This is a genomic window from Crossiella sp. CA198, from assembly GCF_052078295.1.
Taxonomy (GTDB): domain Bacteria; phylum Actinomycetota; class Actinomycetes; order Mycobacteriales; family Pseudonocardiaceae; genus Crossiella.
On the sequence record NZ_JBQJIM010000008.1, the window covers coordinates 202,696 to 218,973 of the forward strand.

13 protein-coding genes are annotated in these 16,278 nt (G+C 70.7%); 5 read left to right on the forward strand and 8 right to left on the reverse strand.

Annotated features, from left to right (window positions below; all coding sequences use genetic code 11):
* Positions 1–10 precede the first annotated feature (10 nt).
* Together ACTOWY_RS15620 and ACTOWY_RS15625 are read right to left on the reverse strand one after the other, a co-directional pair.
* Positions 11–604: a transglutaminase-like domain-containing protein gene (locus tag ACTOWY_RS15620; protein ID WP_441310332.1), complete on the reverse strand. Its 594-nt coding sequence runs from the start codon at positions 602–604 to the stop codon at positions 11–13.
* A 295-nt stretch (positions 605–899) separates the two neighbouring features.
* Positions 900–1,541, reverse strand: a complete 642-nt coding sequence (locus tag ACTOWY_RS15625; protein WP_441310333.1) for a TetR/AcrR family transcriptional regulator — start codon at positions 1,539–1,541, stop codon at positions 900–902.
* 197 nt (positions 1,542–1,738) lie between these two features.
* Here ACTOWY_RS15625 and ACTOWY_RS15630 point away from each other — a divergent pair, with 197 nt between their 5' ends.
* From ACTOWY_RS15630 to ACTOWY_RS15640, 3 genes are all read left to right on the forward strand, one after another.
* Positions 1,739–3,481, forward strand: a complete 1,743-nt coding sequence (locus ACTOWY_RS15630; protein WP_441310334.1) for an FAD-dependent monooxygenase — start codon at positions 1,739–1,741, stop codon at positions 3,479–3,481.
* Positions 3,482–3,716: 235 nt separating this feature from the next.
* The gene (locus tag ACTOWY_RS15635) at positions 3,717–5,102 is read left to right on the forward strand and encodes a neutral zinc metallopeptidase (RefSeq protein ID WP_441310335.1); all 1,386 of its coding nucleotides are present in this window, start codon (positions 3,717–3,719) and stop codon (positions 5,100–5,102) included.
* Positions 5,103–5,643: 541 nt separating this feature from the next.
* Entirely contained in the window at positions 5,644–6,876 is a 1,233-nt protein-coding gene (locus ACTOWY_RS15640) for a neutral zinc metallopeptidase (RefSeq protein ID WP_441310336.1), read from the forward strand.
* A gap of 140 nt (positions 6,877–7,016) precedes the next feature.
* Here the strand turns inward: ACTOWY_RS15640 and ACTOWY_RS15645 are convergent, their stop codons facing one another.
* The 3 genes from ACTOWY_RS15645 to ACTOWY_RS15655 form a co-directional block, all read right to left on the reverse strand.
* Positions 7,017–8,012, reverse strand: coding sequence for a tetratricopeptide repeat protein (locus ACTOWY_RS15645; RefSeq protein ID WP_441310337.1), 996 nt, complete (start codon positions 8,010–8,012; stop codon positions 7,017–7,019).
* Positions 8,013–8,469: 457 nt separating this feature from the next.
* Positions 8,470–10,173, reverse strand: a complete 1,704-nt coding sequence (locus tag ACTOWY_RS15650) for an acyl-CoA mutase large subunit family protein (protein ID WP_441310338.1) — start codon at positions 10,171–10,173, stop codon at positions 8,470–8,472.
* Between the two features lie 64 nt (positions 10,174–10,237).
* A complete protein-coding gene (locus ACTOWY_RS15655; RefSeq protein ID WP_247765662.1) occupies positions 10,238–10,537 on the reverse strand; it encodes an MTH1187 family thiamine-binding protein in 300 nt (99 codons plus the stop codon).
* 86 nt (positions 10,538–10,623) lie between these two features.
* On the opposite strand from ACTOWY_RS15655, the gene ACTOWY_RS15660 reads away from it, so the two are divergent.
* Complete coding sequence (locus tag ACTOWY_RS15660) at positions 10,624–11,127, forward strand: MarR family winged helix-turn-helix transcriptional regulator (protein WP_185009394.1); 504 nt, start codon at positions 10,624–10,626, stop codon at positions 11,125–11,127.
* Here ACTOWY_RS15660 and ACTOWY_RS15665 read toward each other — a convergent pair.
* Positions 11,117–11,428 carry a DUF3817 domain-containing protein gene (locus tag ACTOWY_RS15665; RefSeq protein ID WP_185009396.1) on the reverse strand — a complete coding sequence of 104 codons (312 nt, stop codon included), beginning with the start codon at positions 11,426–11,428 and terminating at the stop codon, positions 11,117–11,119. The genes ACTOWY_RS15660 and ACTOWY_RS15665 overlap by 11 nt on opposite strands.
* A gap of 219 nt (positions 11,429–11,647) precedes the next feature.
* Positions 11,648–14,356 (reverse strand): BTAD domain-containing putative transcriptional regulator, encoded by a 2,709-nt coding sequence (locus tag ACTOWY_RS15670; RefSeq protein ID WP_441310339.1) that lies wholly within the window; start codon positions 14,354–14,356, stop codon positions 11,648–11,650.
* A gap of 32 nt (positions 14,357–14,388) precedes the next feature.
* Between ACTOWY_RS15670 and ACTOWY_RS15675 the strand changes: the two genes are divergently transcribed.
* Positions 14,389–15,555, forward strand: coding sequence for a trans-sulfuration enzyme family protein (locus tag ACTOWY_RS15675; RefSeq protein ID WP_441310340.1), 1,167 nt, complete (start codon positions 14,389–14,391; stop codon positions 15,553–15,555).
* Here ACTOWY_RS15675 and ACTOWY_RS15680 read toward each other — a convergent pair.
* Positions 15,552–16,202, reverse strand: a complete 651-nt coding sequence (locus tag ACTOWY_RS15680; protein ID WP_441310341.1) for a S1 family peptidase — start codon at positions 16,200–16,202, stop codon at positions 15,552–15,554. The two genes, ACTOWY_RS15675 and ACTOWY_RS15680, sit on opposite strands and share 4 nt — an antisense overlap.
* Positions 16,203–16,278: the final 76 nt, after the last annotated feature.

Sequence of the window (16,278 nt, forward strand, 5' to 3'; positions counted from 1 at the left end):
TTCCCTGCTATCACAGTTCCCCGGGCAACCCACCCGCGCACAGCACCACACAGTCCGAACTCTTCTTCAACACATCCACCACCACGGGATGCCCCGACGCGTACACCGTCGGATAGTCCACCTCCCCCGCCCCGGCATCCACGGCGAAGGCGATCCGCTCCTCCCCCAGCGAGTACTCGGTCAACACCCCCGGCTTGTCCCCCCGAGGATCAACCCGAGCCCAACGCCCCTCCGCTGCCACCCAAACTCCCACCAGCCCATGCAGCACAAACCCACCGGCCCCATCGGCCAGCCGCTGATAACACAACCCGGCCGCGATCCCCTTGGCCCGCAACAAGGCCACCAACAGATGCGACTTGGCATAACAAAGCCCAGTCCGCTGCGACACCACATCCGAGGCTCGCCAGGTAACCCGCCGATCCCCGGCATCCATCGAATGCGTCACCGCATCCCGAACCCACTCAAACGCAGCCCGCGCGTACCCCTCGCCATGCAGTGCCCACAGCTCCCGCACCACGGCCTCCACCGCCGGACTCCGAAAGTCGACCACCTCATCGTCAACCAGGTAGTCCGCCAGCCCCGCCTCAGCCACAAAAGCAGTCACCGCCACCCCTCCCACACCCGGCGGCTCGTTCGGTAGCCGCAAGCCGCATCACACCAGCCGCAATCCCTAGCCAGCCAGCGAAATACCGCCCACCACACCCCAGCGCCCACCATCCGGCGCCCGCCACCCAGCGCCGAGCGCCCGGCCAAGCCCGCGCCACAGCCACGCCCGCAACCCAGCCGCCAGCCCAGCCAGGTCCGCTGGCCCGCTGGCCTGAGTCAGCCCAGCCCAGCCCACCAAGCCACGCACAGCCCGCAGCCCGCAGCCCGCAGCCCGCAGCCCGCAGCGAGGGATGCTAAGCCCGTTGGCCGGCGGCGATCCGCATCGCGATCCCGTCCAGCAACAACCCAAGGCCAAGCTCGAACTGCTGATCGTGCGTCCGGTCCGTGGCCTCAAGCACCCGCCGGGTGATCTCCGGATACCGACCGCTCTCCACCACCTGCTGGATGTACGGCCCCACGGTGTCGCGCCATTGCTGCTCATCCTGGCCGGTGCGCCGCTGAGCTTCTCGCTCCGCGACCTCATTGACCACACCGCCGAGCACCAGGCTCGACACGGCGTCGACCAATCCGCATGCCTCGGTCGCGTCGTCGGTCGCTCCGCGTGCCGCGGCAAGGGCGAAGTCCATGTGCCGCAACGCATTCGGACCGATCGGCGGGCGACTGCCCAGCACGGACACGAGCCAGGAGTGCCGCAGCATCAACCGCCGTCCCGCGGTGGCGACCAAGTGCAGATCCGCCCGCCAGTCACCGGAGGGCTGCTCCGGCAACTCACACTCGCCGTAGACGTGGTCGACCATCAGTTCAAGCAGATCCTCCTTTCCGGACAGTTGCCGGTACAGCGACGTCGTACCTGTCTCCAGTTCGGTGGCCAGGCGCCGCATCGACACCGCGTCCACCCCTTCGGCGTCCGCGACCCGTACCGCCGCGTCCACCATCCGCTCCACCGTCAAGGCCGGTCTGCGAGCCCGCTCCACCACCACTGGAATGCGAGTCCACACCACGTCGGCCCTTGGCAGCGGGTTGTCCGCACCACTCATTGCTCGTCCTCAGTCCCGCCGGGTTGACAGCCACCCTAGCCGAAGGGCACAGTGTTGCCAAGTCGGGAACGCCGTTCCCAACGAGAGGATGGGACATGACCTACGAAGAAGTCAACGTGCTGGTGGCCGGCGCGGGCACGGTCGGACTGTCCATGGCCATATTCCTTGCCAGACAAGGAATCCAACCCTTGATCGTCGAACGGCGCGGCGGTCTGTCCAACCACCCACGCGCGCTCGGCGTGAGCCTGCGCGGCCTCGAACCCCTGCGCGCCGCCGGACTCGAACCGGCGCTTCACGCGACCCGGTCCCGCCCTTCCCCAACCGGCCGGGTCACCGTCACCTCGCTCGCCGAGGTGCCCGCGCTGGAGCCACCCACGGCTACGGAATCCGGTTTCTTCGGGCTGATGGCCGCCGCCGAGGAGATCAGCCCGGTCACCGGTGGCGACCGGGCGCAGGACCAGCTGGACCCGGTGCTCTTCGAGGCCGCCGTCAGCCAGGGCGCGACCGTGCGATTCGGCGTCGAACTGTGCGCGATCGAACCGGACGAGCACGGTGTGACCGCGATCGTGCTCGACCACGCCACCGGCGAGCGCGGCAGGATCCGCGCCCGCTATCTGGTGGCCGCGGACGGTGCGCACAGCCGTGTCCGCGCCTGGGCCGGCATCACCACCACCGGACCGGGGCCGCTGGGCGGACACATGATCAACATCCTGTTCCGCGCCGAACTGAGTTCACTACTGGCCAACCGGCCCGGCGGGATGTACGAGATCAGGAATCCGCGGGTCTCCGGTCCCCTGTTCTCCGTCGACGGCCAGGACCGCTACGCCCTGCACATCGCCTACGACCCGGCCGCCGGCCAGAGCCCGGCTGACTTCCCACTCGAGCGCTGTCAGGAGCTGGTCGAGGCGGCGATCGGCCGGACGGATCTCCCCGCGGAGGTCCTCTCCGTGTTGCCCTGGCAGTCCACCGCACTGGTGGCCGATCAGTTCTCCACCGGACGGGTCTTCCTCGTCGGCGACGCCGCGCACGTGGTGCCACCGACCGGCGGCTTCGGTCTGAACACCGGGATCGCCGACGCGGAGAACCTGGCCTGGAAGCTCGCGATGGTGCACCGCGGTCAGGCCGGGCCCGCGCTGCTGGACAGCTACGAGGCCGAACGCAGGCCGTTGGCGCTGTTCACCATGGAGCAGGTCCTCTTACGCAGCGTCAACCGGCGGCTGCACTGGGACTTCAGCAAGATCGCCGAACGCAGTGAACTCGGCATCGCCGAGATCCTGGTGGCTCAGGTGGGGCACCACTACGCCGCCGGAGCGGTGATCTCGCCCCGCACCACCTTGCCCTCACTCACCGAGGTGGTGCTCGACGGCTCGCCCGGCACCAGGGCGCCACACGTGTGGGTACGCCACAACGAAGCCCAGGTCTCCACCCTCGACCTGGTGGCGTCCCGGTTCACCGTCCTGGCCGGCCCGGCAGGTCAGGCCTGGTGCGCGGCGGCTGACGCGGCGGCCGAGTCCCTCGGCATACCGGTGACGGCACATCTGCTCCACCCACACCACGGTCCCGTACTCGACGAGAAAGGAAGGTGGCTCACCGCGACCGGTCTCCCCCAGGACGGCGCACTGCTCATCCGCCCAGACGGCTTCGTCGCCTGGCGCTCACCCAGCACGAACTCGGGCACCACCAGCCACCCCACCGCCGGCTCCGACACCACCAGTTCCGGCCTGACCAGCTCCGACCCGACCGCGACGCTGACCACCACTCTGCGCCGCATCCTCGCCCGAGAGGAGGTGACCGCCACGCCCGACAAACCGGTCGCGGTGCCCCAGCCGAGTGCCTGACCAACCCGCCAGCAGACGACCGCGCGACTGAGCACCGCGAAACCCACCAAGTTCATCAGTCGCGACGCACCACAGGCCTTGCCCGGCCAGGCTTCCGCCGATTCCCGTCGGCAGTCCGCACCACCGGCGGAAACCACCTGAACGAGCGGGCCGTCGCGACCGAAAGCCGGACGCGGCGAATGTTGATGGCTACCGCATCGGCCACAACAGCCGCCGTTCTCGGCACAATGGTCCGGTGCGGCCACCACTCCGGCGACGATCGTTGCGGCCCAGTCTCGCTGTGCTCGCCCTGACCACGGCGCTGGTCGCCGGGTGCAGTGTGGCGGTGGCGGGCAGTCCGGTCGCCGCCACCGACTCGGTCGCGGTGGATCCCGGATTCGTCCGGGGCACTGACGGCGGGCTGGTCGACCGGCTCGCCGCGACCGCGGTGACCGACATCGGCGAGTACTGGCGGCAGGCCTATCCGGCCACGTTCGGCAAGCAGTGGCAGGAGCTGGCAGGCGGCTACTACTCGGTCGACACGACCGACCGGTCCGCCAAGCCGCCGCCATGCGCGGCGCAGGCCATCGAGGTGGAGGGCAACGCCTTCTACTGCGCCTCGGTGGATGCGATCGCCTGGGATCGCTCCGCGCTGTTGCCGGTGTTGCGGGACAAGTACGGCGACGCCGCCGTCGTGCTCGTGCTCGCCCACGAGGTCGGGCACGCGGTGCACCACCGGGCTGGCGTGGGCGCGGAGGAACAACGCAAGCAACCCGAGCAGTATCCGACGATCCTGATGGAGGCCATGGCCGATTGCTACGCCGGAACGTTCGTCCGGTGGGTGTCCGACGGCAAGGCGCCGCACCTGCGGGTCACCGCCGACCAACTGGACTCCGCGCTACGCGCGTTGATCTCCTTCCGGGATCCCGTCGGCACCTCGGAAAGCGATGACGCGGCGCACGGCAACGCCTTTGACCGGGTGTCGGCCTTTCAGGACGGCTACCGGGAAGGAGCCGCGTCGTGCGGGCGGATGACGGTGCAGAACCGCCAGTTCACCCAGCGGGCCTTCACCGACTTCGTGGATCGGGCGCGCGGCGGCAACCTGCCGTTCAAGGACATGCTCGACGCGGTCACCCCGAACCTGTCCGCCTACTTCGGTGAGCTGGTCACCAAGGCTGGGCGCACCTGGCAGGCGCCGCTGGTGCGGCGGGGCACGGTGAACGGCGAGTGCTCGCCGGGAACACAGGGCCCGATCGCCTACTGCCAGGACGGGTCGATCTCGGTCGACGTGGACCGGGCCACCGCCCTGCACACCGAGATCGGCGACTACGCCACCGGCACCCTGCTGGCGACCCGATACGGCCTGGCCGCGCTGGCGGCCCTGGGCCGCCCGGTCGGCGAGCAACGATCCGGGCAGCAGGCGCTGTGCCTGGCTGGGGCGTACACCGGCTCGGTGCTGCGACCGACCGAGAGTTCCTTCGGCCTGTCACCAGGCGACCTGGACGAGGCCGTGCAGGTGCTGCTGGGCTTCGACTACGCGGCCCGCGACACCGGCGGGCATGGCCTGGCGACCGGGTTTGAGCGGGTCGGCGTGTTCCGCACTGGCACGCTCCAGGGCACCAGCGCCTGCGGCGTGCCCTGAGCCGCCAGCCGTCCTGCCGCGGCTGCGGGCAGCGGGCAGCGGGCTGAGTGAACCGGAACGGACCGGCGCTCGTCAGTGAGGGTGGGCCGGTCGTGGGTGGCGCGGTTGCACTGCCGCAGACGCGTGGCGTGGCGTGGCGCTTAGGCCAGCAGTGCGGCGGTCGAGTGCGTCGCGTGCAGGTTGAGCGCGTGGGGTGTGGCGTGCGCGTCGTGTGCGCGCCCGGTGGGTGTGGTGGGTGGATTGTCCGGACAGTGGCCGAAGGTGAGGGGCGTTCGCGGTACGGTCTGCGGAGTCGGTGAGAAGGAGCGTCAGGGTGGTCAGGCCCTCGGTTCGGGTTACGTTCTCGTGTGCGGTGAGCGCGCTGGCGCTGGTTGCTCTGGTTGGTGGCTGTGCCGTCAAGGTTGGCGGGGAGGCCAAGCGGGCTGGGGCGGTGCTTGATCCCGGCAAGGTGGCCGGGCTGGATGTCACGGAGGGGGCCAGCGGGCTTCGGAGTGGGGCCAAGCCGGCTGATGTTCCCGTGCAGAACGGGGATGACGGGCCGATGGACATCTTGGCGCGCAATGCGGTCGCCGATGTCCAGGAGTACTGGACCGAGCGGTTCCCGAAGGACTTCGGCAAGCCCTACCAAGGGGTGTCGCGGTTTGTCTCCTATGACTCCGGTGGGGCGAACCTCCAGCTGTGCCGCACCAACACCAAGGAGCTGGTGAACGCGTTCTTCTGTCCGTCCGAGGACACCATCGCGTGGGACCGGGGACAGCTCCTGCCACAGCTCTCCGAGAAGTTCGGGGATCTGGCCGTGGTCACCGTGCTGGCGCACGAGATCGGGCACGCGGTGTCGCAGCGGGCCGGGCTGGCGAAGCCGGGGACGCAGACCATCGTCAGTGAGCAGCAGGCCGATTGCTTCACCGGGGCGTTCTTCAAACACGTGGCTGAGGGGCGGGCGCCGCATTTCCTGGTGTCCACGGGTGAGGGTCTGAACAGCGTGCTGCAGACCATGTTCTCCTTGCGGGATCAGGTCGGGTCGTCGTTCACCAGCCGGAACGCGCACGGCAACGCCTTTGACCGGGTGTCGGCCTTCCAGTTCGGGTTCAGCCAGGGGCCGGTGCGGTGTGCGCAGATCGATCTGGTGGAGATCCAGCGGCGGATCACCGAACTGCCGTTCAAGGCCACCGACGGCAACCGAGGGAACATGCCGATCACGGCGGAGAGCATCCTGCAGATCGTGGAGAACCTGAAGCAGGTCTTCAAGGACTCCGGGGCGGCGCCGCCGGAGGTGCTCAACGGTTCGGTGGCCTGCCCCAACGGCAAGGTGACCCAGCCCGCCTCCTACTGCCCGGCGAACAACACGATCAGCCTGGAAGTGGCGCAGCTCGCCGAGATCGGGGCCCCGCCACAGCGCGGGGCGAAGAAGGGCATGGCGATCGGGGACTTCGCGGCGCTGGCCGAGGTGGCTTCGCGGTACGTGCTGTCCGTGCAGAAGGCGACCGGATTCCCGTTGGACGACACGAACGCGGGACTGCGGACGGCCTGCCTGGTCGGGTCCTGGGGCGGGGCGTTGCTGGAACGGCCGAGCGGCGGGCGCAACCCGGTGGGCACCATCCGGATCTCGGCTGGGGACCTGGACGAGGCGGTGGCCGAGCTGCTGTCCGGGAAGAGCTTGATCGCGGCGGATGTGAACGGGAAGCACGTGCCGTCCGGGTTCGCGCGGATCGAGGCGTTCCGGATCGGGTTCATGGAGGGCAGTGCGCCGTGCGTTGAGGACTTCGGGGCCTGAGCAGGAAGGGCTTCGGCGGGGCCTGAACGGGACGAGCTGAGGCTGGCAACGGAATCCCCCAGGAGTCGGGGTGTGGTGCGAGGGTGGGCCTCGCGGGTGGGTGACTCCTGGGGGATTCCGGGTTGCTCAGAACGTGGCGCTCAGAACAGGGCGCTGGCCAGGTTTCGGCGGGCCTTCATGACTCGTTCGTCGGTTGGGTCGAACAGCTCGAACAGGTCGACCAGGTGTTTGCGGGCTCGGTCCCGGTCCTCGCCCGCGGTGCGGCGGACCGAGTCGATCAGGCGCGCGAACGCCTGGTCCACCTGCTGGTCGGCCAACTCGGCGTCGGCGGCGGCCAGTTGGGCGTCCAGGTCGTCGGGGGTGGCGTTGGCCTTGGCGATCGCGGTGGGGTCGGCCGCTTCCGCCCTGGCGGCGAAGCGGACCTGGGCCACGGCGGCCTTGGCCAGTTCGTTGGCGGGTTCGGCGTTGAGGATTTCCTGGTAGGCGGCTTCGGCGGCGGTGTAGTCGCCGCGTTCGAAGGCTTCCTCGGCGGCGACGAACCTGGGGTCTTCCGGCTCTTCCTCGGCCTCGGCGGCGGGGGCGCCCTGGTTGGCCTCGGCCGCGGCGATGCCGGGGAGGCGGTCGCGCAGGGCGTCGATCAGGGTGGTCAGCCACTCGCGGATCTGCGGCTCGGGCAGGGCGCCGGCGAAGGCGTCCACCGGCTGGCCGCCGGCGATGGCGACCACGGTGGGCACCGACTGGACGCCGAAGAGCTGGGCGATCCGGGGGTTGGTGTCCACGTCGACCTTGGCCAGCAGCCAGGTGCCGTTGGCGGCCTTGGCCAGGCGCTCCAGCACCGGGGACAGTTGCTTGCACGGCTCGCACCAGGTGGCCCACAGGTCGATCACGACCGGGATCTCCAGCGAGCGTTCGACGACCTTGGCCTGGAAATCGGCCTCAGTGACGTCGATGACCCACTCGCTGTCCCCGGCATCGCCGGGAGACGTGGGCGCGCCGGGCTCGGCCGCGGCTGGACGGGACGGCTGGCGGGCCGCCGCGTCGGCCCTGGCCTTGAGCGCGGACAGGTCCACCGCTCCCGCGAGCGCGGCGGACAGTGCGGCGGTCTTACGAGGATCGGGCCTTGTCACGGTTTCCATCCTGACATGACCCGGGTATGTCGCGCCGCGCCGCCCGCCGCATTGGCGGGACGGGCGTCCCCGGCCGGGCCGCCGGAGCACCGCTCGGGTGGGCGGAGAAAGCGGAAAGAAGGGGTTTGCCGGGCGGGAGGGAGGGCGGGAGGGAGGAGAGCGGTGCGGGCGGGGTGGGGGGAAGGGGCGTGGGTGGGGAAGGGGCGTGGGAGGCATGGCGGGCGCGAGCGGGGGGTGGGCGCGGGGACCAGGCGGACGCGAGCCGGGGCGGGCGCGGGGACCAGGCGGACGGGAACCGGGGCGGGCGCGGGGCCGGGCGGACGGGAACCGGGGCGGGCGCGGGGCCGGGCGGACGGGAACCGGGGTGGGCGCGGGGCCGGGTGGGGAGCGGGCTAGGGCGGGGAGCGGTGATGGGTGCGGGTGGGGGTTTGGCGGGGGCGTGGGGTTTGTGTGATAAGTGGACTGATCAGAAGCGGGCGGGCTCGGTGTAGGTGCCCCATTCCGTGCGGAGTACCTCGCAGATCTCGCCGAGGGTGGCCTCGGCGCGGGCCGCGGCGAGCATGGGTTCGATCAGCTCACCATCGCCTTGGGCCGCGGTGCGGAGGTTGGCGAGGGTCTGGTTGACGGTGGGCTGGTCACGCTGGGCTCGGCGTTCGGCGAGGGTGCGGCGTTGGTCGAGTTCTACCTCGTGGCTGACGCGGAGGATTTCCAGGGAATCGGCGGTGACGTCGGTGTGGATGTTGACGCCGACCATTTTCTTGTCGCCTTTTTCCAGGGCTCGTTGGTATTCGAAGGCGGCGTCGGCTATTTCGCCGGTGAAGTAGCCGTCCTCGATGCCGCGCAGGATGCCGGAGGTCATTTCACCGATGGGGTGGTGGCCGGTGGGGACAGCCAGGGCGGCCAGGTCCTTGATGCGGGTGAAGATGTGTTCGGCTTCGGCCTCCAACTTGTCGGTGAGGGCTTCGACGTACCAGGAGCCGCCGAGAGGATCCGCCACGTTGACCACGCCGGTTTCGGCCATGAGGACATGCTGGGTGCTCAGTGCGATCTGGGCGGCTCGTTCGCTCGGTAGGGCGAGGACCTCGTCCAGGGCGTTGGTGTGCAAGGAGTTCGTGCCGCCCAGGACAGCGGCTAGGGCTTCGACGGCGGTGCGGACGATGTTGTTGTCCGGTTGTTGCGCGGTCAGCGACACCCCGGCGGTCTGGGTGTGGAAGCGCAGCCACTGCGCCTTGTCCGTCTTGGCGCCGTAGACCTCGCGCAGCCAGCGGGCCCAGATCCGGCGGGCGGCGCGGAATTTGGCGATTTCCTCGAAGAAGTCGATGTGCGCGTCGAAGAAAAAGCTGAGGCCGGGGGCGAACTTCTCGATGTCCAGGCCGCGGGACAGACCCAGTTCGACGTAGCCGAAGCCGTCGGCGAGGGTGAAGGCCAGCTCCTGCGCTGCGGTCGAACCAGCCTCGCGGATGTGGTAGCCGGAGACCGACAGCGGCTTGTAGGCCGGGATGTTGTCCTGGCAGTAGGCCATCAGATCGCCGATCAGGCGCAGGTGCGGCTCGGGCTCGAAGAGCCACTCCTTCTGCGCGATGTACTCCTTGAAGATGTCGGTCTGCAGGGTCCCGTTGAGCCGCCTGATGTCGGCGCCCTGGCGCTCGGCGGCGACCAGGTACATGCAGAACATCGGCACCGCGGGGCCGGAGATGGTCATCGAGGTGGTGACCTGTTCCAGCGGGATGCCGTCGAAGAGGATGTCCAGGTCGGCGGCGGAATCAATCGCCACGCCGCAGTGGCCGACCTCGCCGAGGGCACGCGGGTCGTCGGAGTCCCGGCCCATCAGGGTGGGCATGTCGAAGGCGACCGAGAGCCCGCCGCCACCGCGGCCCAGGATCATCCGGTAGCGCTCGTTGGTCTGCCGGGCGTTGCCGAAGCCGGCGAACTGGCGGATGGTCCACGCCCGGCCGCGGTAACCGGTCGGGTACAGGCCGCGGGTGAACGGGTACTCGCCGGGCCAGCCGATCCGCTCGAAGTCGGCGGGCTGTGCTCCCGGGCGGGGCCCGTAGACCGGATCCACCTCCACACCGGAGATGGTGCTGAAGTCGACGTCCCTGACCTGGCCTTTTCGCTGCGCGTCGGCGTAGCGGTGCACCCAGCGGTCCCGTCCGGCCTCGACGTCCATGTCGCCTCCAGCCCGTAGTGGGTAGTCCAATAGTAGGACGACCTACCATCACTGGCCAGGCAGCTCAGCCCTCGGAGAGGTGGGCCTCAAGGCGTTCGACCTTCGCGGTGAGCTGGCCGGTGAAGCCGGGGCGGATGTCGGCCTTGAGCACCAGCGACACCCGGGGACCGAAGGCGGCCACCGCGTCCACGGCCTGCTTCACCACCGCCATCACCTCGTCCCAGTCACCTTCGATGGTGGTGAACATGGCGCTGGTTTCGTTGGGCAGTCCCGATTCCCGGACCACCTTGACCGCGGCGGCGACCGCCTCGCTGACGCCGCCGGTCTCACCGCCGGCCGGACTGACACTGAACGCGACGAGCATCGCTGGGGCCTCCCTGGTTCCACGCTGTGAAAAAAGATCCATCTCAGGCTGCTACTGCTCAGTACGCACTGCTAGTTTCGGAGGTTGTGACCGGCCATCCACTCCCCTTCGACCCGATCGCGCGGGCCGCCGAATCCTGGACCCAGCGCATCGGGCCTTCGGAGACGATGGCCGCGGTCACCAGCGTGATGCGCGTGCAGCAGATCGTGCAGTCCGCAGTGGACGGTGCGCTCAAACCGCACCGGCTGACCTTCGCCAGGTACGAAGCCCTTGTGCTGCTTACCTTTTCCCGGCGCGGCAGCCTGCCGATGCGGGTGATGGGCGAGCGGCTGCAACTGCACCCGACCAGTGTCACCAACATCGTGGACCGGCTGGAGAGCGACGGCCTGGTGCAGCGCGAGCCGCACCCGACCGATCGCCGCACCACGCTGGTGGCCATCACCGACGCCGGGCGGGACCGGATGAAGGTGGCCACCGAGGCGGTGGTGGAGGCCGGATTCGGCCTGCAGGGGCTGAGTGGACCGGAGACGGTCCAGCTCACCGCCCTGCTGGCCAAGGTCCGGCACGCCACCGGCGACTTCACGGAGTGACCGCGGCCGCCTGAGTCCGCTTGTTCACCCAGCGCTCGAACACGATGGTGCCGAACGGCGGCACGCTCGCGATCAGCGCCCAGGTCGTGGTGCGCCCGTCCCAGTTGAGCGGCTCACGCACCATGAGCACCACGAACAGGTAGAGCACGAAGATCACTCCGTGCACCGGGCCGAAGATCTTGACCCCCAGGTCGTTGCCGACCATGACGTACTTGAAGAACATGCCGACCAGCAGGCCGGCCCAGGAAAACGCCTCGGCGATGGCTACCGCACGGAAACGCGCTGTGGGCGTAGCGAACACGCCGCTCCCTCCCTCGGGTGAAATGTCCGCTCTCCAGTGTGATTGGTGATCGCGGTCACCCGGACGCCGGGCGGGGCAAGTGGCGGTGAGCTGGGGATTCCAGGAACGCGCAGGGTTTCCGCAGGGGCGCGCGGGCACCGTGGTGACGTGCGGCGAGCGGAGATATGGGGGCGTTCGCCGACGGGATCCGGGCTCTGCCCAGCGGCAGGGCCCGGATCGTCATCCTCGGGGTGGGAACAGCGCCCTGAACTCGGGCAGGCCAAGCGCGGTGCGCAACTCCAGCATGAGCCGTTCGTGATGGGCTGCCTGGTCGGGCTCGCCCCGGTCCTGGTGCAGGGCGGCGAGGACCTGGTGGGCCCGGGTCTGCTGATAGTGTTCGCCGATCTCCACCGCCAGCGCCAGCCCCTGGTGCACCGGCGGCAGGGCGGCGTCGAGATCACCGGTGCAGTGCCGGGCCAGGCCGAGACAGACCAGCGCGTGCCCTTGCAGGTACCGGTTCTCCCGCTGCCGGGCCACCGCCAGCACCTGCTCGTGCTGCGGCACCGCCTCGCCGGGACGGCCCAGGGCCACGCAGGCGATGCCGATCCCGTTGCGGGCGTGGCATTCCAGGTCCACATCGCCGGACTCCCCCGCCACCGTGACCGCCATCCGGTGGTGGCTCAGCGCCGACTCGTAGTTGCCGAACCACTGCTCGGCGAACCCGATCCCGACCAGCGCGTAGCCCTCGACGTCGAGGAAACCCGCGGTGCGGCCGATGGTCAGCGCGGCGCGGTGCCAGGACAGCGCCTCCGCGTGGTCGCCGCGACGCAGGTGGGCCAGGCCGAGGCCGTTGAGCGACCGGCCGATGATCAGGTCGTCGCCGAGGTCCCTGCCGTGCGCCAGTGCCCGGTTGAAGCGCTCGATCATGGTGTCGAACTCGCCGCGGCGCCAGTGGGTGAGGCCGAGGCCGACCAGGGCCGGGCCGATGAGTTCGCGGTTTCCGGTGCCCAGCAACAGGGTGTGCAGGGCGATGGCGTCGTCGTAGCGGCCGGTCCGGTCCAGGTAGTGCGGCAGGGTGGCGGCCAGTGCGGTGAGTTCGGGCCGCCAGTCGCGGCGGGCGGCGAGTTCGGCGGCGGCCAGCAGGTTCGGCCATTCCACCGCGAGCCGGTCCGCCTCCTCGGCGATGGACTGGAGCTGGTGCGCGATCAGCCTGCGTTGCGCGGTGTCGTCGGGTTTGGCGTGTTCGGCGGCGTAGAGCCGGACCAGATCGTGCATCCGGTAGCGGCCGGGGGTGTGCTCCTGGACCAGGTGCAACGCGGTCAGTTCGCGCAGCCGGGGGCGGGTGGCGGGCAGCGGTTCGTCGGTCAGCGCGGGCAGTGCGGTCAGGCCCAGGTCGGGGCCGGGGGCGTGCGCGAGCAGACCGGCCAGTGCGACCGCTTCCGGGCTGAGCGCGTGGTAGGTGGTGGTGAAGACCGCGCGCAGGCTGGCGGTCAGTTCGCCGGAGTCCAGGGCGTCCAGCCGGGTGGTGTCCTCGCGGAGTTCCTCGGCCAGCGCGGCCAGCGGGAAGCCGGGGTGGGTGGCGGCGCGGGCGGCCACGATGCCCAGGGCCAGCGGCAGCCGGGCACAGCGGGTCAGCAGCGCGGTGACCGCCGCGGGTTCGGCGGCCAGCCGGTCCGCGCCCAGGTAGCGGGCGAGCAGGTGGCGGGCATCGGACTCGGCCAGGCCCGCCACCGGCACCGGGCGGGCGCGGTGGGTGGCGAGCAGGCCGTCCAGGCGGTGCCTGCTGGTCACCACCACTGTGCAGGTGGCGCCGCCGGGCAGCAGCGGCAGCACCTGTTCGGAGTCGCGGGCGTTGTCCAGCACGATCAGCAGGCGGCGGCCGGTGACCAGGCTCCGGTACCGCGCGGCCTGGGCGTGCTCGTCCACCGGGACGGCCGAGGGCAGCACGCCGAGGGCGTCCAGGAATCCGCGCAGCGCCACCCCTGGCGGCATCGGCGGGCTGGCCGGGTCGAAGCCGCGCAGGTCCACGTAGAGCTGGCCGTCCGGGAAGGCGGCCAGGTGCCGCTGCGCCCAGTACAGCACCAGCGAGGTCTTGCCGATGCCGCCGATGCCGCTAACCACGCTGGTCTCGCCCACGGTCAGCGCGGCCAGTTCGGCGTCCCGGCCGGTGAACAGCCGGGGCGGCGCGGGCAGCTGGGCCGGGATGGCGCGGGGCTGCGGGGTGAGTGCCGGATCGGCGGTGAGGACGCGCTGGTGCAGCTCACGCAGCCGAGGGCCGGGGTCGATGCCGAGTTCCCCGGCCAGCCGGGCCCGCAGCTCGGCGTAGTGGGCCAGCGCGTCGGCCTGCCTGCCGAGGCGGCACAGCGCGAGCATGAGCTGGCCGGTCCGGCGCTCGTCCAGCGGGGTGGCCGCGACGGCGGTGGTCAGCTCGGGCAGCAGTTCAGCGTGGCGGCCCTGGGCCAGCAGCAGGTCGTCCCGGTCGAGTTCGGCGGTGTGCCGTTCCTGGGCCAGCGCGGTGCGCAGCGGGTCGAGGCCGGGGGCGTCCAGGTCGGCGAAGGGCTCGCCGCGCCACAGCGTCAGGGCGGCCTCCAGCAGGGGCAGCGGCGCCGCGGCGGCGCGGGCCTTGGCGCACAGCGCGCGGAAGCGGTGCAGGTCGACGGCGGTTTCCGGCGCGGTGAGGGTGTAGCCGCCGTTGCCCCTGGTCAGCGTGACCCCGGCCGGCGCGAGGGTGCGGCGCAGCCGGGACAGGTAGCTGCCCAGGGTGTCCCTGGCGGTGTCCGGCAGGCGATCGCCCCAGACCCGGTCCAGCAGCACGGCAGCCGGGACCGGACGATTGATCTCGGTCAGCAACACCGCGAGCACACTGCGCTGCCGCGCGTGCCCCACCTCCAGCGGCCTGCCCGCACTGGTGGCCTCGACCACGCCGAGCAGGCGGAACTCCAGCGTCATGCGCACCCCTCCCCCGGGTAGCCTTCGCGCTCGTGTCCGACGTGTACAGCGACGACTGGATCTGCACCCGCCTGGGTGAGGACGCCGAGCACTTCCTCGGCGCGGTGCACCCACCGGTCTACGAGAACTCCCTGTTCACCTTCCCGAACACGGCCGCGCTGGGGAAGGCGTTGCGGGCCGAGGACGAGAACTTCGTCTACTGGCGCGGCACCAATCCGACGGTGGCGCTGGCGCAGGACAAGCTGGCCGCGCTGGAGCGGGCCGAGCGGGCCAAGTGCTTCGGCTCGGGCATGGGCGCGATCTCGGCGACCATCTCCTCGCAGGTGGCCGCGGGCGATCACGTGCTGGCCATCGGCGCGATCTACGGGCCGACCACCAGCTTCCTGCGCTATCTGACCAAGTTCGGCGTCACGCACACGCACGCGGCCGATCTGGACCAGGCGCGGGAGCTGATCCGGCCGGAGACCAGGCTGGTCTACTTCGAGTCGCCGACCTTCATGGCCTTCCGGGTGCTGGAGATCGCCGCCGTGGTCGAGCTGGCGCGGGCGCACGGCGCGGTGACGATCATGGACAACACCTGGGCCACCCCGCTGTACCAGAAGCCGATCACGCTGGGCGTGGACCTGGTGGTGCACTCGCTGTCGAAGTACATCGGCGGGCACAGCGACCTGGTCGGCGGTGTGGTGTGCGGGTCGGCGGCGCTGGTCCGGCCGCTCTCGCTGGTGGAGTACCAGCTCTACGGCGCGGCGATGTCCCCGCACGACGCGGCCAAGGTGGTCAAGGGGTTGCGCACGCTCGGGGTGCGGATGGCCGCGCACGGCGAGCGGGCACTGCGGGTGGCCGAGTTCCTGGACGCGCATCCGCGGGTGCGTTCGGTCCGCTACCCCGGGCTGCCAGGACATCCGGACCACGAACTGGCGCGGCGACAGCTCAGCGGGTTCTCCGGACTGTTCGCCTTCGAGCTGGACACCGAGGACGTCTCGCTGGTGGAGAAGTTCGTGGACTCGTTGCGGCACTTCAGGATCGGCGTGTCCTGGGGCGGTTACGAGAGCCTGGTGAACGCGCCGGCGGTGACCGTGGAGGAGTCGGTGCGGGCGACCATGGGCATCCCGGTCGGGCTGGTGCGGCTGTCGGTGGGCCTGGAGGACGGCGAGACCCTGGTGGCTGATCTCGCCGCCGCGTTCGAGACCCTGGGTTAGCGAGCGGTGGCCTTGATCCAGTCCACCGCCGGGGCCACCTTGATCGGCCCACTGTCCGAGATCACCCCGGCCAGCCGCCAGCCCCGCCCGTTCCTGACCAGCGCGGGGCCACCGGAGTCAGCGGCGCAGGCGCCCTGGCCACGCCGGGACGGCAGGCACAGACGCTCCTGGCCCTTGCCGCAGCCGGCCTCGGGGGCCACCGGCAGCTCGATCTGCCGCAGCCGGTCCGACCCGGCGCAGTCCATACAGGTGAGCCCCCAGCCGAGCAGCTTCAGCGGGGTGCCCGCACCCGGCGCGCCGGTGCTCAGCTCCATGGGCCGCGATGGCACCCGGCGATCCAGCTTGACCAGGGCCAGGTCCGGGCCACGGTGTCTGACCACCTGGACCGGCTTGACCAGGACGCCGCTGCGGGTGTGGTCCAGGCTGCCGAGCCGGATCCGGTCGACACCACCGGGCTCGCCCACGCAGTGCGCGGCGGTCAGCACCCATTGCGCGGCGACCAGGGTGCCACCACAGACGTGCTTGCCGTCCAGCTGCAGCGAGGCCACCCACGGCGCGGGCGAGCGCACGTTCGCACCGCTGGCGGGTGCGGGCAGGCCGACCACAGCGGTGATGGCGGCGAGCAGGACCAGGAGCTGACGTCTCATGTGGACTTGGTAGCCAGGCAGGGGTTTCCGACGGGTCTCCGCCCGGCTGGGCCTGCCCGAGGCAACTACTGAAGGC

Coding starts and splice junctions, on each gene's coding strand:
- ACTOWY_RS15625 (WP_441310333.1), bottom strand. CDS start 1,541: ATGGTGGACGCGGCGGTACGGGTCGCGGACGCCGAAGGGGTGGACGCG.
- ACTOWY_RS15630 (WP_441310334.1), top strand. CDS start 1,739: ATGACCTACGAAGAAGTCAACGTGCTGGTGGCCGGCGCGGGCACGGTC.
- ACTOWY_RS15640 (WP_441310336.1), top strand. CDS start 5,644: ATGGACATCTTGGCGCGCAATGCGGTCGCCGATGTCCAGGAGTACTGG.
- ACTOWY_RS15645 (WP_441310337.1), bottom strand. CDS start 8,012: ATGGAAACCGTGACAAGGCCCGATCCTCGTAAGACCGCCGCACTGTCC.
- ACTOWY_RS15650 (WP_441310338.1), bottom strand. CDS start 10,173: ATGGACGTCGAGGCCGGACGGGACCGCTGGGTGCACCGCTACGCCGAC.
- ACTOWY_RS15655 (WP_247765662.1), bottom strand. CDS start 10,537: ATGCTCGTCGCGTTCAGTGTCAGTCCGGCCGGCGGTGAGACCGGCGGC.
- ACTOWY_RS15670 (WP_441310339.1), bottom strand. CDS start 14,356: ATGACGCTGGAGTTCCGCCTGCTCGGCGTGGTCGAGGCCACCAGTGCG.
- ACTOWY_RS15680 (WP_441310341.1), bottom strand. CDS start 16,202: ATGAGACGTCAGCTCCTGGTCCTGCTCGCCGCCATCACCGCTGTGGTC.